The organism is Campylobacter jejuni, assembly GCF_049221745.1.
GTDB classification, from domain to species: Bacteria; Campylobacterota; Campylobacteria; order Campylobacterales; family Campylobacteraceae; genus Campylobacter_D; species Campylobacter_D jejuni_E.
Genome location: NZ_JBMJAO010000003.1, coordinates 95,960 through 121,063 on the forward strand (window position 1 = coordinate 95,960; position 25,104 = coordinate 121,063).

The window sequence follows — 25,104 nt, forward strand, 5'->3', positions numbered from 1 at the left end:
ATTTAAATTTATCTTAAAAGGAATTAAAAATGAAAAAAACACTTGTTCTACTTATGCTATGTGCTTTTGCTTTTGGTGCAAGTGAATGCGATAAAAAAATTAATCGTATTAATAAAGAAATCAGTTTTTCTAAAGCACATAATGACACAGCTAGAACTTTAAGCTTGGAGCTTGCTTTAAAACAAGTGCAAAATGATTGTGCTAAAGATCCTATGTTTTATGATAAAAAGTTAGAAGCTAAAAAACTTAAAGAACAAGAAGTGGAAAAAATCGAAAAAGAACTCGATGCTTTGAAAGAACAAAAAGATTATATGAGTAAGGTTGAGTATAAAGCTAAAAAAGAAGCTTTAAAAGAACAAAAAGAGAAAATCAAAAAAGAAATTAAAGAATATATTGATAATCTCTAAAAATTAAAAAGGCTAATTAAATTTAGCCTTTTTAAACCCTGCCTTTTTTAAGATTTTCTAATAATTCTTCTATATTATAAATTCCTCTGTGTTCTGGTGTTAAAAGATGGATTAAAATATCGCCAAGATCAATCACGCTCCATTCTTCACTACTATCTATGTTTAAAAATTCCTCACCTTTGGCTTTAAGTTGTGTTTTAAGCTCATCGATCAAGGATAGAGCGTGTCTTTCTCCTAAAGTAGCTGCGATAATGACATATTTTACAAAGTATTCTTGCTCACTCATGTCAATAGTTTTGATATCTTCAGCTTTTTTTTCATCTAAAATTTTAACAATTAAATCTATTCTTTCTTGCATTATTTTCCTTTAATTTTTGAAATTGTATCAATTTTTTTGTAATTTTTCATAATATTTTTTTACTTCATCTTTAATTTCTTCGCAAACTTCATTTGTATTTAAAGTGTTGCGTATAAAAGAAGAAGCGATTTTTTTATCAGTTTTTAAATCTTTGAAATTCTTAGGAATTTCTATATCATTGCGATTGGCAATAACAAATTCTACTAAAGAATTAAGTTTTTCAAAATCATGCCAAAGATGAAGTTTTTCTAAATGATCTGCGCCGATTAAAAGATAAAATTTACTAGGATTGTAAAGCTTATAAAGATACTTAACGCTTTCTATACTAGGAACAGGGCGTTTTTGTTTGGTTTCAAAATCACAAATTTCAACTTTTGGCAAATACCCCCAAAGTTTTTTAACCCATAAGAATCTTTGCTTTTCGTCAGCGCTAAAATTTTGTTTAAAAGGATTGATATAAGTAGGCATAATAATAAGTTTATCAATATCTAATTTTTCTAAAGCTTCTAAAACAACGCTATTGTGTCCATTATGTGGTGGATCAAAACTGCCACCAAAAAGTGCTATCTTCATTAAAATTTTAACCTTTTTTTTGTAGAATATTAACATTATATTTTGCAAAAGGAAATTAAATGGCTGTAAAAGTTGCTATAAATGGTTTTGGACGCATAGGCAGATGTGTTGCAAGAATCATCTTAGAAAGAAATGATATTGAGCTTGTGGCGATAAATGATACTACGGATATTGAACTTACAAAATACCTTTTTAAATACGATACAGTACATGGTGAATTTAAAGGCAGTGTTGATAGTGAAGGCGATGATTTAGTGATAAATGGTAAAAAAATCAAAGTATTTAAAAGTCGCAATGTAAAAGATCTTGACTTTGCAAAATACGGCGCACAAATTGTTTTAGAGTGCACAGGAGCGCATTTAACTATGGCAAAATGTCAAGAATTTATAGATATGGGAGTGCAAAAAGTGATCATGAGTGCTCCTGCAAAAGATGATACACCTACTTATGTTTTAGGAGTAAATTCAGAACTTTACAAAGGTGAAAATATCATTTCTAATGCAAGTTGTACAACAAATTGTTTAGGTCCTGTTTGTCGTGTTTTACAAGATAATTTTGGCATAGAAAAAGGACTTATGACAACTATACATGCTTATACAAACGGACAAAGCATTATTGATGCTAAAGCTAAAGATAAACGCCGTTCTCGTGCTGCAGCACAAAATATCATTCCAACTTCTACAGGTGCAGCAAAAGCTATGAAACTTGTTATGCCTGAGCTTAATGGCAAGCTTCATGGACAAAGTATGCGTGTACCAGTGATTGATGTGTCAAGCGTGGATTTAACCGCACAACTAAGCCGTAAAGTCAGCAAAGATGAAATCAATGAAACTTTTAGAAAAGCTGCAGCCACAAATTTAAAAGGCATTTTAATGGTAGATGACGATGAAAGAGTTTCAAGTGATTTTATCACTTGTTCTTATGGAGCTATTGTGGCAAGTGATTTAACTCAAGTGATTGCGGATGATTTTATCAAGGTGATTGCTTGGTATGATAATGAATGGGGTTATTCAAGTCGTCTAGTAGATATGGCAGTATATATTGCAAATAAGGCTTAATCATGGGTGATATTATTTCTATAAAAGATATTGATTTAGCTAAGAAAAAAGTTTTTATAAGATGTGATTTTAATGTTCCTCAAGATGATTTTTTAAATATCACTGATGATAGACGCATAAGATCAGTTATTCCTACGATAAGATATTGTTTGGATAATGGTTGCAGTGTGATTTTAGCCTCTCACTTAGGGCGTCCAAAAGAAATTAGTTCTAAATATTCTTTAGAACCTGTGGCTAAGCGTCTTGCTAGACTTTTAGATAAAGAAATTATTATGGCAAAAGATGTTATCGGCGAAGATGCAAAAACTAAAGCTATGAATTTAAAAGCGGGTGAAATTTTGCTTCTTGAAAATTTACGTTTTGAAAAAGGCGAAACAAAAAATGATGAAAATTTAGCCAAAGAACTTGCTTCTATGGTTCAAGTTTATATCAATGATGCTTTTGGAGTATGCCATAGAGCACATTCTAGTGTGGAAGCTATTACTAAATTCTTTGATGAAAAACACAAAGGTGCAGGATTTTTACTCCAAAAAGAAATTGATTTTGCAAGCAATCTTATCAAACATCCAGCACGTCCTTTTGTCGCTGTTGTTGGAGGTTCAAAGGTAAGTGGAAAACTTCAAGCATTGACAAATTTATTACCAAAGGTAGATAAATTAATCATAGGCGGAGGTATGGCATTTACTTTTTTAAAAGCCTTAGGTTATGATATAGGAAATTCACTTTTAGAAGAAGAGCTTTTAGAAGAAGCTAATAAAACTCTTACTAAAGGTAAAAATTTAGGAGTGAAAATTTATCTTCCAGTAGATGTTGTAGCTGCTCCTGCGTGTTCACAAGATGCACCGATGAAATTTGTTCCAGCACAAGAAATTCCAAATGGCTGGATGGGTTTAGATATAGGACCTGCAAGTGTGAGACTTTTTAAAGAAGTAATTTCTGATGCGCAAACGATTTGGTGGAATGGACCTATGGGTGTTTTTGAAATTGATAAATTTTCAAAAGGTAGTATTAAAATGAGTCATTATATCAGCGAAGGACATGCAACTTCTGTTGTTGGCGGTGGCGATACGGCCGATGTGGTTGCGCGTGCAGGTGATGCAGATGAGATGACTTTTATTTCTACTGGAGGTGGCGCTTCTCTTGAACTTATAGAGGGTAAAGAACTTCCAGGCGTAAAAGCTTTAAGATCTAAGGAAAATGAATGATCTTTGCCGCAAATTTAAAATGCAATCACACAAGAGCAAGCTTTAAAATTTATGCTGAAATTTTAAATAAAACTATGGGGGCAAAATGTGATGATATTATCGTTTTTCCTCCTAGTATTGCTTTTTTAGAAAGTCAAACTTGCTTTATTCAAGGAGCGCAAAATTTTTATCCTTGCATTAATGGAGCTTTTACAGGTGAGCTTGGAAAAGAGCATTTGGACGAATTTGGGATCAAATGCGTTTTAATCGGGCATTCTGAAAGAAGAGCTTTAGGAGATGAAGAGCTTATTGGAGCTAAATTTGATTTTGCTAAAGAGCATGGTTATAAAATTGTTTTTTGTATAGGTGAAAATTTAGATACAAAAAATTCAGGCAAAACTCTAGAGTTTTTAAAAAAACAACTTGAAATTATTGATTTAAATTATGAAAAACTAATTATTGCTTATGAGCCTATTTATTCTATAGGAACGGGAGTGAGTGCACAAACTACAGATATCGCTAAAGTGCTTAAATTTTTAGTGAGTTTAACTAAGGCACCTTTGCTTTATGGTGGAAGTGTGAATGAAAATAATATCAAAGAAATTCTAAGTGTAAATCATTGTGGTGGAGTTTTGATAGGCTCTGCAGCTTTAAAAGTGGAAAATTTTATAAAATTAATCAAAGGATAAAAAAAATGGTTATGAAGGGTAAAAAAGGCCTTATTGTAGGGGTTGCAAATAATAAATCTATCGCTTATGGCATAGCAAAAGCATGTTTTGATCAAGGAGCCCAGCTTGCTTTTACTTTTTTAAATGATGCTTTAAAAAAACGCGTAGAACCTATAGCGCAAGAGTTTAATTCCAATTTTGTTTATGAGCTTGATGTAAATAATAATGAGCATTTAGATTCTATCGCTGAAAAAATCAAAAAAGATTTAGGTGAGATTGATTTTGTAGTACATGCGGTTGCTTTTGCTCCAAAAGAAGCTTTAGAAAATTCTTTTTTAGAAACTTCAAAAGAAGCTTTTGATATAGCTATGCAAACTTCTGTGTATTCTTTACTTTCTTTAACACGTGCGGTTTTACCTATTTTAAAAGATAAGGGTTCGATTTTGACTTTAAGTTATCTTGGTGGGGTTAAATATGTACCTCATTATAATGTTATGGGTGTAGCAAAAGCCGCACTTGAAAGTTCTGTGCGTTATTTAGCAAGAGATTTAGGAGTAAAAGGAATTCGTGTTAATGCTATTTCAGCAGGTCCTATTAAAACTTTGGCAGCAAGTGGAATAGGAGATTTTAGAATGATTTTAAAATACAATGAAATCAATTCTCCTTTAAAACGCAATGTTAGTATAGAAGATGTAGGAAATTCGGCTATGTATTTACTTAGCGATTTAGCAAATGGTGTTACAGGTGAAATACATTATGTCGATGCAGGATATAACATCATGGGTATGGGTGATGTTGAAAAAAATGAAGAAGGGCAAACTGTTCTTTGTTGGGATAATCAAAAAGGATAAAAAATGGCAAAGCTTAGCAATGAAGAATTAAAAAATATACTCGAAGATCGCATTAAAAAACTTGAGAATTCTACTTTAAAAGAGGATAAGGTTATCAATGAAGAAAGTGTAAAAATTCTTGCTAGGCATTTATCTTTAGGCAATGAAATTCCAGTTCTTGCTCAAAGATTTTTTCAAATCGCACCTAAAACAAAGTTAGTATGGCTTCATCTTTGTGAATGTACAGGATGTAGTGAGAGTTTGTTGCGTTCTGAGTTGCCAAGTTTTGATGAGCTAATTTTTGATTTTTTTTCTTTAGAATATCATGAAACTTTAATGGCAGCAAATGGCACTAAGGCTGAAGAGCTTTTAGAGCATGTTTTAGAAGAAGATTTTATTTTAGCGGTTGAAGGTGGTGTTGCAGCCATTGATACCTTTTTTCTTACTATAGGAGCACAAGGAGAGAGTGGCTATGAAATTTTAGAAAAACTAGCCACTAAAGCAAAGGCTATCTTTGCAGTGGGTACTTGTTCAAGTTATGGTGGTATTCAAGCTGCTTATCCAAATCCTAGTAAAACCTGTGGTATTAGTGAAGTCTTAAGTCAAAAAGTAGTAAATATCCCAGGTTGTCCTCCAAGTGATATAAATATCATTGCGACTTTAAGTTTTTTTGCTTTATTTGGAGTTTTACCTGAACTTGATGAGCAAAATCGTCCTATGTGGGCTTATGGTAAATGTTTGCATGATATGTGCGAAAGAAAGGCGAAATTTGAAAGTGGGATTTTTGCTGAACATTTTGACGATGAAGCCGCAAGGAATGGAGCTTGTTTATTTAAGATAGGCTGTAAAGGGCCTTATACTTATAATAATTGCCCTAAAGTGAAATTTAATGCTAAAACTTCTTGGCCAGTAGCTGCAGGACATGGTTGTATAGCCTGTAGTGAGAAAAATTTTTGGGATGAGTTTGGGAATTATGAAAAGCCTATGACAAATATTTTTTCTTATGCTAAATTTTGTAATGAAGAGTTAAAACAAGAATTTTTTATAGAAGAGCAAATTAAAATTTTAGAACAAATAGATTTTGAATTTGAAAGCAATATAAAACTTATTTTACAAAATATAGCTAAAAACAAATTAGGCGCTTTACTTGTAGAAAATTATAAAAAATCTTTTGAGAAAAACTATGCTTTTATAGAACAAAATTTTGATGAAAATCCTATGCCTTCAAAAGATTTTTGGAAATATCTTGAGATAAGCTTTATTTTAGTTAAAGGCGAGTTTTTAAAAGATAAGAATGATTTTTTAATTGCGGCAAAAAATTACGCTTTTAAACATGCAAGTCCTTATGATTTTAAGTTAAATATGAACGCCGAAAAACCAAAGCTTGATGTGAGTAAATCTTTTCGTATGACTTTAATCTATCTTTGCGGTGGACTTGATTTTGAAGGTGTTGCTTATAGCATTTTAAAAGCTTTTGAAGATAATATTACTAAAATTTCATCATTAAAAGTAAGTTAATTTAATAAAATTTTAGCGATATGAAGTCCTATAAAAGCTACTATATAAGCACTTGCGCAAGTAAAAAGAAAGAGAAAGAGAGTGTATTTTAGCTTTCCGCTTTCTTTTGAAAAAACTATAGTTGCTGCAAAGCAAGGATTATAAATCATTACAAATAAAATAAAAGCCACTGCACTTGGTATAGGTATATTTCTAGCGATAATTCCTTTTAAATCATTATTTGTTTCATCTACATCTTTTCCTAGTGAATAAAGTACTCCCATAGTTGAGATCATCACTTCTTTAGCAGCCAAACCACTGATTAAAGATACGCTTAATTTCCAATCTAGCTCAAGGGGTTTAAAAATAGGTTCTATGCCTTTGCCAAATTGTCCTAAATAACTTTGTTCTATAGCTCTTTCTTGAGCATTAAAATCACTTAAATTTTCTTCACTTTTTGGAAAATTACTAGCAAACCATATAAGCAAAGAGGCCAAAAGTATGAAAGTTCCTGCTTTTTTAAGATACATTTTGGCTTTATTGTAAACCATAAACCAAACTAAATGCCAATTTGGCATACGATATTTTGGCATTTCCATAACAAAAGGTTCATCAAGTCCACGAAATGCTGTCATTCTTAACAATTTTGCAGCACAAAGTCCTAAAATCGCACCTAAAATATAAATTCCAAAAAGATAATTACCTGTTTCTTCGCTTGGAAAAAAAGCACCGATAAAAAGCACATATACAGGAAGTCTTGCCCCACAACTCATAAAATTGATCACAAAAAGAGTTAAAAGTCTATCTCTTTTGTTCTTAAGAGTGCGTGTAGCCATAAAAGCAGGTACCGAACAACCAAAACCAGTGATTAGTGGAATAAAACTTTTACCATGCAAACCAAATTTATGCAAGATCCCATCAAGTAAAAAAGCTACTCTTGACATATAACCTGTGGTTTCTAAAAGGGCTATGCCTAAAAATAAAATCATTATATTAGGTAAAAAAAGTATCACAGCGCCAACACCTGCGATAATCCCATCGGCCAAAGCTGAAGCGATAAAGGCATTAGAAATATTGTTTTTAACAAGTTCACCTAAGGCATTAAAGCCTGATTCTATATAATCCATAGGAATTTGCCCTAAACTGAAAGTAAGTTGAAATAAAAGCCACATTAAAAATAAAAATATAGGTAAGCCAAAGAATTTATGGATAAGCAAGGCATCGATTTTTTTGGTTAAATTTCTTTCTTCTTTTTTGTGTGTGATAATTTTTTTTGAAAGTTCATTAATAAAATATAATAAATCTTCTTTTTCCGGACTTTTTTCGCAAAGCGGAGTATAAAATTGGGATCTTGGAATAAATTTACTTTCAAATAAAATAATAATTTTTTGCAGCAAAAGTTCTAAATTTTCTTTTGTTTTTGCTGAAATTTCAACAACTTGACTTTGAAATTCTTGGCTTAAAATAGAAGTGTCAAGCTCTATACCTTCTTTTTTGGCTTCATCACACATATTTAAAGCTAAAAGCATTTTTTTATTGAGGCTTAAAAGTTCTGCACTAAGGATAAGATTGCGTTCTAAATTGGTAGCATCTAAAACATTAACAATAACATCATAGTCATTTTGATTTAAAAAATGGCGTGTGATTTTTTCTTCTTCGCTATATCCATCTAAAGAATAAGTTCCTGGCAAGTCAATGACTTCAAATTCATAGTTTTTATAAAAAGTTTTTGCACTTGCTTTTTCTATGGTAACTCCGCTAAAATTTCCTACTTTCATATTGGCTTTGCAAAGCGCATTAATAAGAAGACTTTTGCCTACATTAGGCTGACCTACAAGAGCTATTTTGATTTTTTTCATATAAGATTCACTTCTATGGTTTTAGCTTCATCAGATCTTAGGATAACACAACTTGTATCAAGCTCTACCATTATGGTGGCACTTTTTAAAGAGGAGTGAATTTTTTTCAAGTTTTTATTTTTGATAAATCCAAAGCTTAAAAGTCTATTTTTGAGTTCTTTTTGAGCATTTAAATTAATAATAATAGCCTTTTGTCCATCTTTTAACTCGTTTAAAGTCATTGTAATTCCTAAATTAATAATAAATATTATAATAAAAAAGTGTAATGAATTTATCCTTCTTGTAAAAAGAAGGATAAATATTTAAAAAGAAAAGTGGTTTAAATTTTCTAGATTGATGATTTGATCTAGAATTTTGTTGGCCTTAGTATTATCAAGGTAAATTTGTGCATTTGCTAAAAATTTAGCTTTTAATTCTTCAAAACTTAGCGGATTATCAAAATTACCTTTATTGATAAAAACATTTTTTTGGATTATGCGTCCATCTTGCAAACTAGCTTCTAAATGCCCTGGAAAATATTTTGGAAAGCCTTGAGATTTCCTTTTTTCGTAACTGATTTTTTTGGCAAATTCTAGTACTTCTTTACGCTTTAAATTTTCATAAGATTTAAGAGTAATCTTACCATCAAAGAATCCTAGGGCCATTAAAAAAGGCATGGAAAATTTAGCTTCATAAGCACTATTTGGAGTGTATTTTGCTTCCAAAGGATCGCAAATAAAAGAAATAGGAACTTCATCTACAAAACAATGAATACTTTTAATTTCATTAGCTTTTAAACCATCATTTTTTAAAGTAATGGCACAATCAATAAGCCCATGAGCAAAATGACAACTTGGATAAGGCTTGATTGAAACTTGCATGGTTTGCCAAATTTCACCTAAGGCTTTACTAAGTTCTGTTTTATCACACTCTTGTTCTATACCAAAACATTTAAAGATATTATCCCTACCTTCAAAAATACTCAAAGGCCCACTCATATTGTTTTTAGCAAAATGGGCGATCATTATCCCATTTTTAATAGCATTGGCAATATGTAAAACTTTTGAATTGGATCCATTGGATAAAAACTCATTAATCCCACTTGCAAAACTTCCTGCAAGTCCTAAAGCGTTAATGATTTGTTCTTTGTTAAGATCTAGTAAGATTGCACTTGCACTCACGCTTCCAAAAACTCCTGCAATAGCAGTAGTATGAAAACCACGCTTATGAAAAGTGCCTTTACTTGCAATACCTACTCTAGCTGCAATTTCCCAGCCTACTATAAAAGCTTTGATGATTTTTTTTGCATCTTTGCTAACATGAAAACCATAACTTAAACAAAGTGGTGTTAAAATCGCACTTGCATGCAAAATCGCTTCTGTATGCGTATCGTCAAAATCTAACGCATGAGAAGCAATACCATTAAGCATAGTTGCATATATAGGGTTTAATTTTTGATCATTTATCCACACAGGAGTATTTTTTTCTGCGCTTAAATTTTCAAAAGCTTTAAAAGCGTTTAAAACACATTCTTCTTTACTTGCCGCTATAGCTGTTCCAAAACTATCAAACATAAGCTCTTTAGCCCTTTGAATAACTGCATTAGGGATATTTTCATATTTAAGATTGAAAATAAAATCCGCTAAAATTTCACTATAGAACATGATTTTTCCTATTTTAAAATAGCACTATTTTTGATTTTTGCCAAAAATTCATCTACAAGTTTTGGTGCATATCCTACATAGGTTGTTGCATCAAGCAAAGCATCAATTTCTTTTTCTTTCAATACCTTAGATACTCTTTTATCTGCAAGTAAAACTTCTTTAAAAGTTTTTTGTTTTTCAATGCCTAGCATAGCATTTTCATAAACTATTTCATGGGCATGTTGTTTTCCATAATGATCGCTTAATGCAAACATAACTCTTTCTGCTAAAACAAAACCATTAAGAGTATTTAAATTTTTAAGCATTTTATCTTTTTTTACTTCTAAATCGCTAAGAGCGAATTTCATATTTGCTAAAACCACAGAAAGCATTAAAAACATTTCAGGTAAAAGTTTCCATTCCATTTTCCAAACTTGACCATCTCTTTCATGTTCATGCCTTTCGATATCACTTAAAATGGCTAAATTTGCTTTAAAGGCATTGCTTACTGTAACTGCATTTTCACTTACTGCAGGATTTCTTTTGTGTGGCATAGTACTTGAACCTACTTGTCCTTTTCCAAAAGGTTCAGCAACTTCGTCGATTTCATTATGCGAAAGGATTAAAATTTCATGAGCGATTTTGTTAAAGGTTGCATTGATATTACCTAGCACAAAACCAAGTTCTATAAAGCGATCACGTGCGCTTTGCCAAGAAATATTAGGCACATCAAGTCCTAAATTTTCTAAAGTGAGTTTTTCTACTTCATTGCACTCATCACTTAAACTTGCTTTAGTTCCTACAGCACCTACTATACTGCCTACATAAAGTCTTTTTTCAAGTTCAAGTATTCTTTCAAAATGACGCTCAAGTTCGCTTAACCAAATAGCAACTTTATGTCCAAAAGTAATAGGCAAAGCCTGAAGTGCTAAAGTTCTTCCCATCATAGCAGTGTTTTTATGGGTTTTAGCTAGTTTTGCTAAGGCTTTTGCAATAGCTTTTAATTCACTTTTTACAAGTTGCATTGCTTCTTTAAATTGTAAAATAAGCCCTGTATCGATGATATCTTGAGTGGTTACTCCAAAATGTACATATTCGCCTAAATTATTATCGCAAGCTTTTTCTAATCCTCTTACAGTAGGAACTAAAGGGTGTTTAGTCTTTTTAAATTCAGTAAAAATAAAATCCATATCCATAAATTTATAATGAGCTTTTTTTGCGATCTCATCAGCTGCTTTTTTAGGAATAATCTTTAGTTTTGCTTGTGCTTTTGCTAAAGCCGCTTCAACATCGAGCCATTTTTGTATGCGGTTTTGTTCGCAAAAAATAGCACGCATTTCCTGCGTACTCCATGAGTCTGCTAGCAATCTATGATCAAATACGCTAATTCCTGTCATCTTATCTCCTTATTTTTTAATACTATCAAAAGCTTGTATTAAATCAGTGATCAAGTCCTTAGTATCTTCAAGACCTATATGAAACCTTACAAATGGCCCCCTTTTACTTAGATCTGTTGCAGTTCTAGGCGGAGTGGTTACAGTTGCTAAACTTTCATAGCCTCCCCAACTTGCACCTATTGAAAAGTATTCTAGTTTATCTACAAATTTAATAGCATCATCTTCACTAAAATCTTTTGCAAATTCTATGGTAATCATACCGTTTGCACCTTTATGATCACGCATGAAAATTTCATGATTTGGGTGAGATTTAAGTTTTGGATAGAAGATTGTTTTAATTTCTTTTCTGTTTTGTAAAAACTCTACAATTTCATCAGCACTTTTTTCATGAGCTTTCATTCTCACATCTAGTGTTCTTATACCACGAAGTACTAAGTAAGCATCATCAGGACTTGTTGTAAATCCTAAAGCTTCTGGAAGTTTGTCAAAATTTTTCCATTCTTTTTCGTTGATTACGACTATACCCATGGTTACATCAGAGTGTCCACTAAGATATTTTGTAGCGGCAATAACCGAAATATCTACTCCAAGTTCTAAAGGATTTAGAAAATATCCACTAGAATAAGTATTATCAATGGCTACAGGGATATTATGTGCATGAGCAATTTTACAAAGTTTTGGCAAATCTATGATTTCATAAAGTATAGATCCTGGACTCTCACATAAGATAAGTTTAGTATTAGGTTTGATTTTTTCTTCTACATCACTTGCATCAGCTTTTAAAAAATCAATTTCAACTCCTATTTTTTCCAAAAATAATTCACAAATTGTTCTTACAGGCCCATAAATAGCATCAGTGATTAAAAAATGCGCATCTTTGCTTGCATAGTTTAAAAGCACCATGGCTAGTGCTGCAAGTCCTGTTGGAAAAAGTTGAGCTCTATAGCCACCTTCTAAAGTGCAAATAAGTTTTTCAAGTTCAAAATTGGTTGTTGTTCCTCTAGCCCCATAGCTTAAAACACGGTCTGTTTTTCTTAATTCTCTGTATTTTTGCCAAGTTGTGTGATCTTTAAAAAGTATGGTTGATGCACGCATAAGTGTAGGATTAACTGATCTTACTTCAGCACTTTGATCGCCTCTACCACAATGAATAAGTTTAGTTTTTGAGTTCATTTTTTCTCCTTTTTAAAGATAAATATAAGTCATAATAACATTTACAATAGCCGCTACAAGCATAGGAATAGCTGTTCTTTTAACCACAGCAAAAGGACTTACTTTTGCAATAGCTGAAATAGCTAAGATCGCTGGTGCAATAGGACTAACACATCTTCCAAAGCCCGTCATAATTTGAATGGGTGCTATCATGGTGATAGTTTCAACTCCAAAGTGTTTTGCTATATTTGGGATAAGTGGAGCAAAGCTAAAAAATGCTGCATTTCCTGAGCCCATTAAGAAAGCACAAACCGCAAGTAAGATTGAAACGGCGATAATAATAACCAAAACTCCAAATCCTGCATTTTTGCAAAATTCTATTAAAGTATCTACAAAACCTACAGATAAAAGACCGCTTGCAAATACTTGACCACAAACGATGAGTGAAACTGTGATAACAAATAAATGTCCCATTCCTTTAAAGAAAATCATAATAGAATTAAGAGTTTCTACTATACTTTTATAGCGTATCATTTCAAAAATAATAGCCACAAAAGTTGAAATCACCATTGCCACTGGAACATTCATTTTAATTGCAGTGCTAGCAGCTGCTTTAACTTCTTCGGTGCTACTTATTCCCATTAAAATCAAGATGCTATCAAGCACTGAACTAAATCCTAGGATTAAAACCAAAGGAATTATAGGTAAAATCGCATAAATTCTAGGAGGCTTTTTAAGTTCTTTTTCTTTACCTTCATTTTCATTGAGTTCTTTTTCAATTTCTTGTGTATTGAAGACAAAATTATCTTTTCTGTCAAAAAATTTATTGCAAAGATATATTGCAATACCTACAGCTATAATGATAGGCAAGGTTGTAGGGAGTTGATAATGAACAAAATAAACCGCAGGATCAATCTCAGCTACTTTTGATGCCATGATAACATTTCCACTTCCAGGTCCATGATCGATATATTGACAAATAGCAATCACACTTAAGGCAGAAAGTTTTGAAACACCAGAGCGTACAAGTATAGGATACATAGTAACCATAAGTAAAAGTGCCAAGCCTGCGTGAGAAGGGATGAAAAGAACTAAAAATTGCACGATAAAATAAGCAACTATGAGTAAAACATAAGGAGATTTTACGGCTTTTAAAGGTTTTTCAAAAACTTTAAAAAGTGCATAAGAAGCCCCTACATGATCCATATAAGCAGAAAAACCTGCTATAGTCATAAGTGTAAGTCCAAGCCCTGCTAATGTACTTGACATGGTTTGATTGAAAACTTGAAAAATATCAAAAAAACCTAAATTTAAAGAACCTTTAGCGACAATGTGTGGAGAAAGTCCAAAAATAGCAGCTAAGGAAAGTAAAAGCAAACCACTTAAAAGCAATGCCATGTGAGCATTAATTTTTTTATAAAACATAAAAACAAGTAAAAAAACACTAAATAAAGAAAAAACAATACCTAGCATGTTTTATCCTTTTTGAGCGATGATCTCTATCTCTACTTTAGCTTTTTTTGGTAGATCTTTTACTGCAAAAGCACTTCTTGCTGGATAAGGAGCTTTAAAAAATTCAGCATAAATTTCATTAAATGCTACAAAATCATTAATATCAGCTAAAAAGCAAGTGGTTTTAACCACTTTATCATAACTGATATCATTTTCTTCTAAGATAGCGCCGATATTTTTTAAAGATTGTTTGGTTTGTTCTTTGATATCAGAGCTTTCTATTTCGCCTGAAGCAGGGTTGATAGGAAGTTGTCCAGATATAAATAAAAGTCCATTTGCTTCTCGATAAGCTGAGTATGGACCAATAGCTTTTGGATAGTTTGACATGATTTCTCCTTTTATTAAATATAGATTAAACAGAATGCATTTTATCACTACAATAATAATTTGTCAATAGTTTATTATTATAATAATAAAATTTTATTTTTTAAGAAATGTTTTAAAGTATAAAGAGTAGAATTTAATATTATATTAATTTTTTATTGAAGGTAATTCTTATGGATGAGGGGCAAAAACAGCAGTTTATAAAATTGACATATTTTTTAGGAGAAGTTTTAGGTGAGCAATATGAGATAGTTTTTCATGTAATTACTGAAGATGGGGCTTATATTGCAGCAATTGCTAATAATCACATTAGTGGGAGAAGTTTAGATTCTCCCTTGACTGCTTTTGCAAGTGAGCTTATACAAAATAAAAAATATTTAGAAAAAGATTTTTTATGTGATTATAAGACTCTTGTTGGAAAATCAAAATTAATTAGAGGATCTACTTTTTTTATTAAAAATCATGATAAATTAGTAGGTATTTTGTGTATCAATCATGATACTAGTATTATGAGAGATTTAATATGCAAGATGATTGATTTAGAAAAAATTGGAGATATGGGCGACATTTTAGGAAACATTAGTTTTTCTCAAAATGATTCAAACATAGAAACATTAAGCCGCTCGATAGAGGATATTTTAGTTCAAAGCGTAGATTCTAGTTATTTAAATTCTGATTATCAATTAAGCATTACTCAAAAAGAAGAAATTGCTGAAAAACTATATGAAAAAGGTATTTTTAATATAAAAGGAGCGGTTCCTATCGTAGCAAAATTTTTAAAAATTTCAGAACCTAGTGTTTATAGGTATCTGAAAAAATTTAGAAAATAACTAAAATTTTTTGATAAATTTTAGTATTTTTAGACTCATTTTCTTTAAAAAATTATTTTTAGATTTTTTGAGTAAAAATTCTGCCACATCTTTTCGTCCAAACATAATAGCAAAAGCATAAGGTGTCATTCCTAAGCCATTGTTTTCATCAATATTTGCTCCATATTTAACTAAAAGTTCACACATAGGTAAGTATCCTTTAAAACAAACTCCTGCCAATGGAGTTTGTCCACGATCGTTTTTTTCATCCACTTTTGCACCTTTTTCTAAAAGCATTTTAGCACTTTCATAAGAATTATTATAAGCTGCAAGCATAAGCAAGGTATCCCCTTTATGAGTTTTTAAATTTACATTTAAACCCGCTTCTATCATGATTTTGAGATTTTCACATTCATTATTTCTTGCAAAATTAAAAGCCATTTTGCAAAGTTCTTCAAATCTTTTTTCTTCTTCTAGACTAAGAGTTGTCATTGTTTTTCCTTAATTATTATAATCTTTAGTTTGCCACCAAAAGTGGCAAGTAAAAATTATTTTTCTAAAGCTTTTTTAATTCCTTTTGCATAATCAGGTGAAATTTTTTCAAAATGTTCTAAAGCTCTAGTGATAATTCTTTCATCAACTCCTTCCATGGAATCAGCGATATTATGAAAAAGTTGAGTTTTTTGATTATCATTCATAAGATTAAATAAAGCTCTTGGTTGAGTATAAAAGTCATTATCTAGTGGAGCATATCTTTGAGCTGCACCTTCTAAAACTAAATCAGGTTCAAGATAGCTTTTGTCTTCTTTTGGGCTGTTATCATAGCTGTTTGGTTCATAATAAGCTGCATCATTTTTATAACTATCAAAATTCATAGCACCAGCGACATTATAAGTATTTACTTCGCTTTTTGCACGATTTACGGGCAAAAGATGATAATTAGTTCCTATTCTATATCTTTGCGCATCAGGATATGAAAAAATTCTAGCTTGTAACATTTTATCAGGGCTAAAGCCAATTCCAGGAACGATATTGCTTGGACTAAAGGCAGCTTGTTCAACTTCATTGAAATAATTTTGAGGATTTTTATTTAGAATCATTTCGCCTATATCTATCAAAGGTACAAGACTATGAGGCCAAATTTTTGTTAAATCAAAAGGATTAAATCCAAGTTTTTCTGTATCTTTTTCAGCAAGAATTTGAACTTGAACTTTCCATTTCGGAAAATCTTTATTTTCTATAGCATTATAAAGATCTCTTTGATGACTTTCTCTATCTTTTGCTATAAGTTCAGCAGCTTCTTGGTTAGTAAGATTTTTAATTCCTTGTTGAGTTTTAAAATGAAATTTTACCCAGAATCTTTCGTTTTTATTATTGATAAAACTATAAGTGTGGCTTCCAAAGCCATGCATATGGCGATAACTTGCAGGAATTCCTCTATCACTCATAAGAATAGTTACTTGATGTAAGCTTTCAGGACATAGACTCCAAAAATCCCAAGCAGCATTATTGTTTCTTAAATGAGTTCTTGGATCTCTTTTTTGAGTATGGATAAAATCAGGAAATTTATATGCATCACGGATGAAAAAAGTTGGAGTATTGTTTCCTACTAAGTCCCAGTTTCCCTCTTTAGTGTAAAATTTAATAGCAAATCCACGAACATCACGCTCAGCATCTGCCGCACCTGCTTCACCCGCAACAGTTGAAAAACGCAAGAAAAGTGGAGTTATTTCTCCTTTTTGAAATATTTTTGCTTTAGTATAAGTAGATAAATCAGCGGTAATTTTTATTTCCCCATATGCCCCACTTCCTTTGGCATGAACAGTTCTTTCTGGAATTCTTTCTCTATTTTGATGGGCAAGTTTTTCAAGTAAAAGATAATCTTGCATAAGTAAAGGACCCTTTGAACCTGCACTTAACGAATTTTGATTATCGGCTATAATGTTTCCAAAATCATTAGTTAATTTTTTCATTTTTTTCTCCTAAATAATAATTTTTATTAACTAGTAAATTATATCTATAAAAAATTAAAATTAACTGAATAATAATTTATTATTGATAATAAATTTCAAAATAAATTTAGTTTTTTTATATTATAATAATAATTATCAAAATATATTTTAAAAATCACAAAGGAGAATTTATGTCAGTTTTGGTTATTGGTGCAGATGAAATCACTCCTATTAGAGCTGTTTTACATGATTTAGGTGCTAAAAAAATAGAACACTGGGATGCACGTAATGAAAATAGAGTTAATCGCAAGCCGATTCCTTGTGATACAGAATGTATAGTAATGTTAACAAGCTTTTTAAATCATAATACCATGAAAAAAATCAAAAATGAAGCTAAAAAGCGCAAAATTCCACTAGTTTGTGCAAAAAGAAGTGTAAGTTGTGTGTATTGTGAATATTGTAAAATTTTTAATCTCAATAAAGAATTTTCTTGCTATAAAGGTTAAAGATGTTATTTGGATTTGATGATAAGCGAGAATTTATACCGAAAATTTATCGCCATTTAAACAATCAAGAGCTTATGTTGACTTTTTTAACTCAATATAATGCCAGCGTTGATAGCGCTCTAAAAATTCCTCTTTTATATGCAAAAAATACCAAGAGTTTAAAAATGATATTTGGAAATTTTTTACATGATATAATGCATGTTTCATTTGGTAAGATTCAAAATGTAAATATCAAGCTTAATGCATACGCTTTTTACTTTCAAAAAAGAAAAAGCTTGATTTTTAATACTAAAATATCTAAGAATATCGATTTTTTAAGACTTTTAAGAATTTATCTTTATGGCATTTGTTTTGATGCGCAAATTTTATTTAGCTATTATGTTTATGATAAGGTTTCTTTTCAAAATAATGGAAAAAATATAGATCAAAATGGTGATCTTATAATAATAGATAAAAAATTTGCAATTTTACCACTTTGCAAAGAGATTGATACACATAATTTAAAAATTGAAAATGAAATTCATGAATTATTGAATTTAATAAAAGAAAACAATTTTGAAAAATTTTATATTGTTTGTCCGCGTAACAAAAATTTCACACATTTTATTGAAATAAAACATTTTTTGTGTGATTTAAACAAAACTATGTTAAAATTAGTTCCGTATAAAATATCAAATCAACTTATAAGGAGAAAATAATGTCAGTAGCAGTAATCTATGGTAGTGCTATGGGAAATACAGAAGGAGCGGCTAATACAATTGCTTCAAAACTTGGAATTAGTGATGTTTTTAATATCTCAGATATTGATGCAGCTAAAATGAATTCTTACGATAAATTAATTTGTGGAACTTCAACTTGGGGAAGTGGTGATTTACAAGATGATTGGGATGGTTTTGATTTTTCAGGGCTTAGCCTTGGTGGAAAAACTGTAGCTGTATTTGGTATGGGTGATAGTGAAAGTTATTCTGACACTTTTTGTGGTGGCATGGGTAAATTAGCTCAAAATTTAAAAGATGCAGGTGCAAATTTGGTAGGAGAAGTTTCAACTGATGGTTATACATTTGAAGCAAGCGATGCGGTTGTAGATGGTAAATTTGTTGGACTTGCTCTTGACAATGATAATCAAGAAGATCAAACCGAATCAAGAATTGATGCTTGGGTAGAACAAATCAAACCTTATTTTGCTTAATAATTCTTAAAATCAAGAGTCTTTATACTCTTGATTGTCTTTTCTTAAAAATAAAAAAAACTCACTATTTGATTTATAATTTTATTTTCTAAAGATAATTGACAGCGTTCTTTATTTCCAAGATAAGCTGTTCTTGCAAGAAGACTTGTTTTTTGAGAATTGTGATTTTTAGAGTTGATTTGTAAATTAACTTGCATAGTATAGTAGTTTTCTACCATCCATTCTCCATCACTTTCCAAAGGATCAAAATCATAAAAAAATCTTGCTGAAGTTGTGATTTTTTGAGCATAAGAATGTTTTTTCATATCTACAAGATTGATTAAAATTTCATAATCTGCATTTTCTTTTACTTCTTTTAAGCCTAAATTTTTAAGTTTTAAAGCCAAATCTCTATCCAAAGTAGTTTGAAGTTGGCTAGGATTTTGCAAGGAAATTTTAAAACTTTGTTGTTTTTGCGATCTGATAAAAATGCCTTCATTGCTTGTTTGAATAAAGCTTTGTATGAAAGTTGCATTGGTGCAAGCACTCATAAAGAGTGCTATAAAAAAGCTTACAATTAAAGTAATTTTAGACATTAGGTTTTATTTAATAATAGTTGGAGTAGCACTAAGACCTAATGAGCGATATTTTTCATATAAGGAAAAAACTTCTTTTAATTCTGCATCACTTACTTTTGGATAATTTTTGATATTTGCATCATAGTATTTGCTTAAAATTGCGATTTTTTCTTTATCATTTTTTGCTTTTTTTGCTTCTTTGTAGATTAGAGCGGATTTTTCAAAAGCAGATTTTCCATGTACTGGAGTTAAAATATAATTAACTTGATAGTTTTTAAGTTCATCATCAATTTGAGCCAAATGTTCTCTACAATAAGGGCATTCAGGATCCGAAAAAACATAAATTGCAGGTTTATTTTTATCTCCTAAAGCTATTACCATGGTTTCTTTTTGTGCTACAGCTTTAGCATTTTTTGTAAAATTTTCTCTTGCTTCTTGAAATTTTTTCATTTCATATTCTTGAGCATAAGAAATTCCCGTTTTCAAGTCGATAAGATCAGGGGTAATAAGACTATCTTTTGTAAAAAGAATGTTTTCTTGTTTTTGTCCATTTAATTCAACGCTTACAATAACACTTTCAAAACCCGTATTACCAACCTTTTGACGATTTGATACACTAACGGTAGCATTTGGAAATTGTGCTTTAATGCTTTTTGAATAAAAATCACTAATTTCTAAATTACTTGCAGCAAACAAAGATGCTGAACAGGCAAGAATTAAACTTAATTTTTTCATAGTTTATAAATCCTTTAAATAAATTATGTTTAATTCTATAATGATTTTCTAAATGTTTGTTAAAAATCTTTTTCCAGACTCTTTGCTTACTTGAGGAAATTTGTCTAAGTATTCTAAATAAGCAATAGCATATTTTCTTGAAAGATTAAAATATTCTTTCATACTTTGCACATCAAGACTTTGTTTTTTTAATAAATTTAAACATTCTTGCATAAGTTTTTCAAGAGCTTGTTTTTCTATAAAAAGATTGTGTGAAAGTCTTACAACCAAGCCTTTTTGGGTAAGTTTTTTGAGTATATTATCTCCGCTTTTTCTATCAAGTTCTAAAAAATCATAAAGATTATAAGGAGCTTCGGGTTTAATGCCTTGTTTTTTTAAAATTTCATATAATTGATTATTATTTTTTTCTTGAAGTTTTTCAAAATCTATGCCTTTTTTAAAATAAATTCCATTTTCAAAATCCAATAAATTTGACATCTCTTTAAGTCCGAGTTCGCAAAAATTTTCACTTGCCCAAGTAATCCTTAAAGCTAAAGAATGTGCTGAAAGTATGGCATAAGGATTTTTTTCAAGTATGAATTTGATGAAATTTTTAATTTCTTCTAGACTTTGTAAATGATATGCATTAAGATTTTTTTCATCAACAAATACTTGATTTAATTCTTTTGCTAATTTTAATGCTTTTTGATGAGAGAGTTTAAATCTTTGATAGCTTGAGAGCAAACCAAAGCCATATTTATGTGCGTCTTTTAAGAAAGAAAAAGCCGCTTTAAAATCTTTATTTTTCAAAAACATTAAAAATTTATTTTTTTGTTCTTTTTTTAAAGGTTCGCTTAAAGGATTTAAAACCTTACCACCGCCTATAACACGATTGTTTTGTAATAAAATAAAAGCCTCATCAAAACTTAAAAATACATTTTTATCAAAACTAAAATGCACAAAAAATTCATCATTTTCTAGTTTTTTTAATATATTTATTTTGCATTCTATTTGTCTTGAACCCACGCAAAAAATCATTTTGCTATTTTGTAAATTTTTTGCTCTAACCAAAGCATCGCATTCTTTAAAGGCTTTAAAATAACCTTTTTTGCTCAGCAAATAACCTTTTTTCAACTCTTTATAATCACAATTTAAACTCAAAGCCACACGGTTACAAGCTTTGATTTGCTCTAGATTGGTATCGTGATTTTGTATATTTTTAACAATGAGTTCTTTTTGAGTGTCTAAACAGATGATTTTTTCATTTAAAGTGATACTTCCTTCATTTAGGCTGCCTGTAACGACAGTTCCTATGCCTTTTAGAGAAAAAACTCTATCGATATAATAATGAAAAATCAGTTCTTCATCGTTTTCTTTGTTTTCTATGGTATAAAGATAATTTTTTAATTCTTCTATGCCTTGATTATTTTTTATACTGGTGTGAAATATTTTTAAAATGGGATAATCTAAATTTTTTAACTCTTCTAAAATTTCTACACTTTTTTGCTCTATGTTTTCACAAAGATCGCATTTGCTAAGTACTAAAATAATATTTTTAATATCAAGAATTTTTAAAATTTCTAAATGTTCTAAACTTTGTTCTTTTAAACCCTCATTAATATCTACAACAAACAAACAAACGCTAAAGCCAAAAGCTCCACTTACCATAGTTTTAACCAAATCTTTATGTCCTGGAACATCGATAAAAGAAATGTTTTTATCTTTTAATTTAAGATTTGAAAAACTTAAATTAATGGTGATTTGTCTTTCTTGTTCTTCTTTTAAACTATCGCCTTCAAAACCATTTAAAGCTTTAATGAGTGAAGTTTTTCCATGATCAATATGTCCTGCAGTCCCTATAATAACAGATTTCATAAGTTTTCCATTTGATTGATTGTAAGAATAAGTTTTTCTAGTTCATTTTCTTGTATAGTTCTAAAATCAAGAACAAATTCATCATTTTCAATGCGTCCTATGATATTTTCTTTTCTAAATCGAGTTTGTAGTTTTAAAGCATCTCCTTGAAAAGTTAGCATATAAGTATCTAAACTTTTATCAGGCATTGAGCCTCCTCCTACTAAACTTTTGCTTTTTTTAAGCTGGGTTTGAAATTTTAATTCTTTTTGCACTCTTAAAGCTTTTTTTTCTATAAAGGATAAGTCATCATTTAAAAGTTTTAAGGTAATAATTTTTTCATAATCTTTTTGTAAATAAGCTTTTAAGCTTTCGTTTAAAAAAGATAGAGTTAATTTATCCACTCTTAGCATTCTTAAAAGTTGATTTTGTTTAAGTTTTTCTATGAGTTCTTTTTTTCCAAGTATAATGCCTGCTTGCACGCTACCAAAAAGTTTATCTCCACTAAAACTTAAGATATCGCATTCTTGTATGAGTTTTTTGATTTTAGGCTCATTTTTAATCAACTTTTCATTTAAATTTTCACACCAGCCAGAACCTAGATCATAATAACTCAAAAGCCCTTTTTCTTTTGCTAGTTTATATAAATCTTTTATATTTGCTTCACTGTGAAAACCTATAAGAGCGAAATTAGATTTATGGGTTTTTAAAATTAAAGCTGTGTTTTCATTGATGGCTTGTTCATAGTCTTTTAAGTGTGTTTTGTTACTAGTTCCAACTTCACAAAGCTTTACACCTGCAGCTTTTATTACTTCAGGTACACGAAAACTTCCGCCAATTTCTACAAGTTCTCCTCTTGAGCTTATGACTTCTTTATTATAACAAAGAGAATTAAGCACTAAAAAAACTGCCGCAGCGTTGTTATTGACCACTAAAGCATCTTCGCATTCAAAAAGCATTTTAAGTTTTTCCAACACCAAAGCATAGCGAGAGCCTCTTTTTCCATTTTCTAAATCAAACTCTACATTAGAATAATTACAAATTATATTTTTACACGCTTCATAAAGTTCTTCATGGATTACACTTCTACCAAGGTTTGTGTGTATAACCACTCCGCTCGCATTAATCACACTTTGTAAATCTTTGCGATAAAAAGTTTTGATTTCTTTTTTGATTTCTAAAAGTAGTTTATCTTTAGAAATTTCATCTTGGGAAAAATTTTCTTTTAGTTTTGCGACAACTTTTTTACAAAAAAATGCTTTAATATAAAAAGGATAGGATTTTAAACTCTCATCTTCAATAAGAGTGTTAATTTGTGGAAAAGTTCTAAATTTGTTCATCTTAAGCCTTAAGAAAATATTTGGTTATTTTAACATAGAATTTATAAAATGATGTTTTAAAGGATTAAGGAAGATAATGCAAGATTTTGTTTATATAAAAAATGATGTTTTAATCCCTTTACCCGATGCGATTGAAATTTTAGATCAGGCAAATGATAAAGAAGCATTAGTTTGCAATGATAAAAATCAAAAAGCACAAATTTATGCCCCTGAGATTAATTTTTATCTTAAAAATTCTCAAGATGAAATTTTAGAGCAAAGTAAAAATGTTTTAACGCTTTATGAAGCAAGAGCTAGTGTTTATGATTTAGGGCTCGATTTAGAACAAAACAAAGAAGTGCAAAATCGTTTGATTTTGGTAGATAGCGATGTTCAAACTGTAGAGTTTTTAAAAGAACATGGATTTAAGGTTATTGCTTTAAGCAGTGCAGAAATTTTAGCTGTTTTTGGAAGTGTAGGGGAACTTTGTGTTGTGGTTAAAAATCAAGACAAAGAAGTGGAAATAGATTTTGATTTTTTACTTTTTAAAGCTGAAGATTTAAGCGTTGTGCGTAAAGATTTTACAAGACAAAGTGGATGTTATAATCTTTTAAATTTTGAAAATCTTAAAGCATTGTTAGAGTTTTTGCAAAGCAAAAGTCCAAAATATCATTATAAAACTTATATTAGCTATAATGCTAGCGTGTGTCAATACCATGAAAGACGCAGTGAGCATTGTGCAAAATGTGCTGAAATTTGTCCTACTGTGGCGATTTTAAAAGATGATGAAAACAAACATTTAGAATTTTCTCAAGTGGATTGTTTGGGTTGTGGAGGATGTATTAGTGTGTGTCCTAGTGGTTCGCTTGATTATGCTCCTATGCCAAGAGAAAGTTTTTTTACACTTTGCAAGTTTTATGAAAATAAAAAAATTTTAATTATTCCTAAAAAAATGCCTTTAGAAAATTTAAACCTTGCTTTACCAAAAGATGTTTTACCCTTTATGATAGAGGGCGAAAAATGGCTTTCTTCTATGCATTTTTTAACGCTTTTACAAAGTAGTGGAGCGAATTTGGTTTTTTATACAGACTTTGTGTCTCGTGGCAGCAATGAAGCTATTGTGCTTTTAAATACTTTTTTTGAGAGAAAATTTCAGAAAAAAGCTATCTTTGTTGCTAAAGATGAAAAAGAATTGCAAAATGTTTTAAAAGAGCAAGAATTCATACAAGATTTAAAATATGATTTTCATAATAATACTTTAACTACAAGAGAAAATTTTGCCAAAAGAATGCAAAAAATGATAAAAAATGAAGATTTCGGCAGTATAGAAAGTGGCGAATGGTTGCGTTATGGTAAGGTAGAAATCAATCCTAACACCTGTACGCTTTGTCTTTCTTGTGTGGGTGCCTGTAATGTAGGAGCTTTAATTGCTGATGCTAAAGAAAATGCTTTGAAATTTAATGCTTCTCTTTGTACAACTTGTGGATATTGTGAGTTAAGTTGTGCTGAAAAAGATACTTTAAAATTACTTCGCAGTGGAATGGAGTTTAGAACTTCTTATTTTGAATATCAAACCATGGCAAAAGATGAGCTTTTTGCCTGTATAGAATGTGGTAAAGAATTTGCGACCAAAAAAGCTGTAGAAAAAATAGCCAATTTAATGAAGCCTAAATTTGGTAATGATGAAAATAAAATCAAAACACTTTATTGCTGTTCAGATTGCAAGGCAAAAGTGATGATAAAGGCAATGGTTTTGTAGGACA

At 30.4% G+C, this 25,104-nt stretch carries 26 protein-coding genes; 11 read left to right on the forward strand and 15 right to left on the reverse strand.

Annotation, left to right across the window (positions count from 1 at the left end):
• The first annotated feature begins 29 nt into the window (after positions 1-29).
• A complete protein-coding gene (locus ACOTU8_RS04040) occupies positions 30-407 on the forward strand; it encodes a DUF1090 family protein (protein ID WP_422341892.1) in 378 nt (125 codons plus the stop codon).
• Between the two features lie 31 nt (positions 408-438).
• Here the strand turns inward: ACOTU8_RS04040 and rsfS are convergent, their stop codons facing one another.
• Both rsfS and nadD read right to left on the reverse strand, forming a co-directional pair.
• Positions 439-765 (reverse strand): ribosome silencing factor, encoded by a 327-nt coding sequence (gene rsfS / locus ACOTU8_RS04045; RefSeq protein WP_002855339.1) that lies wholly within the window; start codon positions 763-765, stop codon positions 439-441.
• A gap of 27 nt (positions 766-792) precedes the next feature.
• Positions 793-1,338 (reverse strand): nicotinate (nicotinamide) nucleotide adenylyltransferase, encoded by a 546-nt coding sequence (gene nadD / locus ACOTU8_RS04050; RefSeq protein WP_422341893.1) that lies wholly within the window; start codon positions 1,336-1,338, stop codon positions 793-795.
• Positions 1,339-1,397: 59 nt separating this feature from the next.
• On the opposite strand from nadD, the gene gap reads away from it, so the two are divergent.
• The 5 genes from gap to ACOTU8_RS04075 are packed head-to-tail and all read left to right on the forward strand — an operon-like array spanning position 1,398 to position 6,596.
• Positions 1,398-2,396 carry a type I glyceraldehyde-3-phosphate dehydrogenase gene (gene gap / locus ACOTU8_RS04055; RefSeq protein ID WP_422341894.1) on the forward strand — a complete coding sequence of 333 codons (999 nt, stop codon included), beginning with the start codon at positions 1,398-1,400 and terminating at the stop codon, positions 2,394-2,396.
• 2 nt (positions 2,397-2,398) lie between these two features.
• Positions 2,399-3,601, forward strand: coding sequence for a phosphoglycerate kinase (pgk, locus tag ACOTU8_RS04060; protein ID WP_422341895.1), 1,203 nt, complete (start codon positions 2,399-2,401; stop codon positions 3,599-3,601).
• A complete protein-coding gene (tpiA, locus tag ACOTU8_RS04065) occupies positions 3,598-4,269 on the forward strand; it encodes a triose-phosphate isomerase (protein WP_422341896.1) in 672 nt (223 codons plus the stop codon). Before pgk ends, tpiA begins: the two co-directional genes overlap by 4 nt.
• Before the next feature lie 5 nt (positions 4,270-4,274).
• Positions 4,275-5,099, forward strand: coding sequence for an enoyl-ACP reductase FabI (fabI, locus tag ACOTU8_RS04070; RefSeq protein WP_422341897.1), 825 nt, complete (start codon positions 4,275-4,277; stop codon positions 5,097-5,099).
• A 3-nt stretch (positions 5,100-5,102) separates the two neighbouring features.
• Positions 5,103-6,596 carry a hydrogenase small subunit gene (locus tag ACOTU8_RS04075; protein WP_422341898.1) on the forward strand — a complete coding sequence of 498 codons (1,494 nt, stop codon included), beginning with the start codon at positions 5,103-5,105 and terminating at the stop codon, positions 6,594-6,596.
• Here ACOTU8_RS04075 and feoB read toward each other — a convergent pair.
• The 7 genes from feoB to ACOTU8_RS04110 all read right to left on the reverse strand — a co-directional run bounded on the left by feoB (position 6,593) and on the right by ACOTU8_RS04110 (position 14,444).
• Complete coding sequence (feoB, locus tag ACOTU8_RS04080; RefSeq protein WP_422341899.1) at positions 6,593-8,434, reverse strand: ferrous iron transport protein B; 1,842 nt, start codon at positions 8,432-8,434, stop codon at positions 6,593-6,595. The genes ACOTU8_RS04075 and feoB overlap by 4 nt on opposite strands.
• Positions 8,431-8,655, reverse strand: coding sequence for a FeoA family protein (locus tag ACOTU8_RS04085; protein WP_422341900.1), 225 nt, complete (start codon positions 8,653-8,655; stop codon positions 8,431-8,433). Before ACOTU8_RS04085 ends, feoB begins: the two co-directional genes overlap by 4 nt.
• An 81-nt stretch (positions 8,656-8,736) precedes the next feature.
• Positions 8,737-10,077, reverse strand: coding sequence for an MmgE/PrpD family protein (locus ACOTU8_RS04090; RefSeq protein ID WP_422341901.1), 1,341 nt, complete (start codon positions 10,075-10,077; stop codon positions 8,737-8,739).
• An 8-nt stretch (positions 10,078-10,085) separates the two neighbouring features.
• Entirely contained in the window at positions 10,086-11,453 is a 1,368-nt protein-coding gene (gene purB, locus ACOTU8_RS04095; RefSeq protein WP_422341902.1) for an adenylosuccinate lyase, read from the reverse strand.
• 9 nt (positions 11,454-11,462) lie between these two features.
• Positions 11,463-12,626: a trans-sulfuration enzyme family protein gene (locus ACOTU8_RS04100; RefSeq protein WP_422341903.1), complete on the reverse strand. Its 1,164-nt coding sequence runs from the start codon at positions 12,624-12,626 to the stop codon at positions 11,463-11,465.
• 12 nt (positions 12,627-12,638) lie between these two features.
• A complete protein-coding gene (gene dcuC / locus ACOTU8_RS04105) occupies positions 12,639-14,078 on the reverse strand; it encodes a C4-dicarboxylate transporter DcuC (protein ID WP_422341904.1) in 1,440 nt (479 codons plus the stop codon).
• Positions 14,079-14,081: 3 nt separating this feature from the next.
• Entirely contained in the window at positions 14,082-14,444 is a 363-nt protein-coding gene (locus ACOTU8_RS04110; RefSeq protein ID WP_422341905.1) for a Rid family detoxifying hydrolase, read from the reverse strand.
• A gap of 170 nt (positions 14,445-14,614) precedes the next feature.
• Between ACOTU8_RS04110 and ACOTU8_RS04115 the strand changes: the two genes are divergently transcribed.
• Positions 14,615-15,271, forward strand: coding sequence for a helix-turn-helix transcriptional regulator (locus ACOTU8_RS04115; protein ID WP_422341906.1), 657 nt, complete (start codon positions 14,615-14,617; stop codon positions 15,269-15,271).
• Here ACOTU8_RS04115 and ACOTU8_RS04120 read toward each other — a convergent pair whose 3' ends face one another.
• Both ACOTU8_RS04120 and katA read right to left on the reverse strand, forming a co-directional pair.
• Complete coding sequence (locus ACOTU8_RS04120) at positions 15,272-15,742, reverse strand: Cj1386 family hemin-binding protein (protein WP_422341907.1); 471 nt, start codon at positions 15,740-15,742, stop codon at positions 15,272-15,274.
• A 56-nt stretch (positions 15,743-15,798) separates the two neighbouring features.
• Positions 15,799-17,223, reverse strand: a complete 1,425-nt coding sequence (gene katA / locus ACOTU8_RS04125; RefSeq protein ID WP_422341908.1) for a catalase — start codon at positions 17,221-17,223, stop codon at positions 15,799-15,801.
• 170 nt (positions 17,224-17,393) lie between these two features.
• Between katA and ACOTU8_RS04130 the strand changes: the two genes are divergently transcribed.
• From ACOTU8_RS04130 to fldA, 3 genes are read left to right on the forward strand one after another with little or no spacing between them, the layout of a single operon-like run.
• Positions 17,394-17,708: a DUF2325 domain-containing protein gene (locus ACOTU8_RS04130; protein WP_002855637.1), complete on the forward strand. Its 315-nt coding sequence runs from the start codon at positions 17,394-17,396 to the stop codon at positions 17,706-17,708.
• 2 nt (positions 17,709-17,710) lie between these two features.
• Positions 17,711-18,406 carry a hypothetical protein gene (locus ACOTU8_RS04135; RefSeq protein ID WP_422341909.1) on the forward strand — a complete coding sequence of 232 codons (696 nt, stop codon included), beginning with the start codon at positions 17,711-17,713 and terminating at the stop codon, positions 18,404-18,406.
• Positions 18,406-18,897, forward strand: coding sequence for a flavodoxin FldA (gene fldA / locus ACOTU8_RS04140; protein ID WP_002855629.1), 492 nt, complete (start codon positions 18,406-18,408; stop codon positions 18,895-18,897). The genes ACOTU8_RS04135 and fldA overlap by 1 nt, the downstream gene beginning before the upstream one ends.
• A 44-nt stretch (positions 18,898-18,941) precedes the next feature.
• Here the strand turns inward: fldA and ACOTU8_RS04145 are convergent, their stop codons facing one another.
• Genes ACOTU8_RS04145 through selA form a run of 4 tightly spaced genes read right to left on the reverse strand, consistent with a single transcriptional unit; the run spans position 18,942 to position 23,362 of the window.
• Complete coding sequence (locus ACOTU8_RS04145) at positions 18,942-19,472, reverse strand: hypothetical protein (RefSeq protein ID WP_422341910.1); 531 nt, start codon at positions 19,470-19,472, stop codon at positions 18,942-18,944.
• 6 nt (positions 19,473-19,478) lie between these two features.
• The gene (locus tag ACOTU8_RS04150; protein WP_422341911.1) at positions 19,479-20,189 is read right to left on the reverse strand and encodes a thioredoxin fold domain-containing protein; all 711 of its coding nucleotides are present in this window, start codon (positions 20,187-20,189) and stop codon (positions 19,479-19,481) included.
• Between the two features lie 48 nt (positions 20,190-20,237).
• On the reverse strand, positions 20,238-22,043 hold the full coding sequence (gene selB / locus ACOTU8_RS04155) for a selenocysteine-specific translation elongation factor (RefSeq protein ID WP_422341912.1): 1,806 nt from the start codon (positions 22,041-22,043) through the stop codon (positions 20,238-20,240).
• Complete coding sequence (gene selA / locus ACOTU8_RS04160) at positions 22,040-23,362, reverse strand: L-seryl-tRNA(Sec) selenium transferase (RefSeq protein ID WP_422341913.1); 1,323 nt, start codon at positions 23,360-23,362, stop codon at positions 22,040-22,042. Before selA ends, selB begins: the two co-directional genes overlap by 4 nt.
• A gap of 76 nt (positions 23,363-23,438) precedes the next feature.
• On the opposite strand from selA, the gene ACOTU8_RS04165 reads away from it, so the two are divergent.
• On the forward strand, positions 23,439-25,100 hold the full coding sequence (locus ACOTU8_RS04165) for a 4Fe-4S dicluster domain-containing protein (protein ID WP_422341914.1): 1,662 nt from the start codon (positions 23,439-23,441) through the stop codon (positions 25,098-25,100).
• The last annotated feature ends 4 nt before the right edge of the window (positions 25,101-25,104 follow it).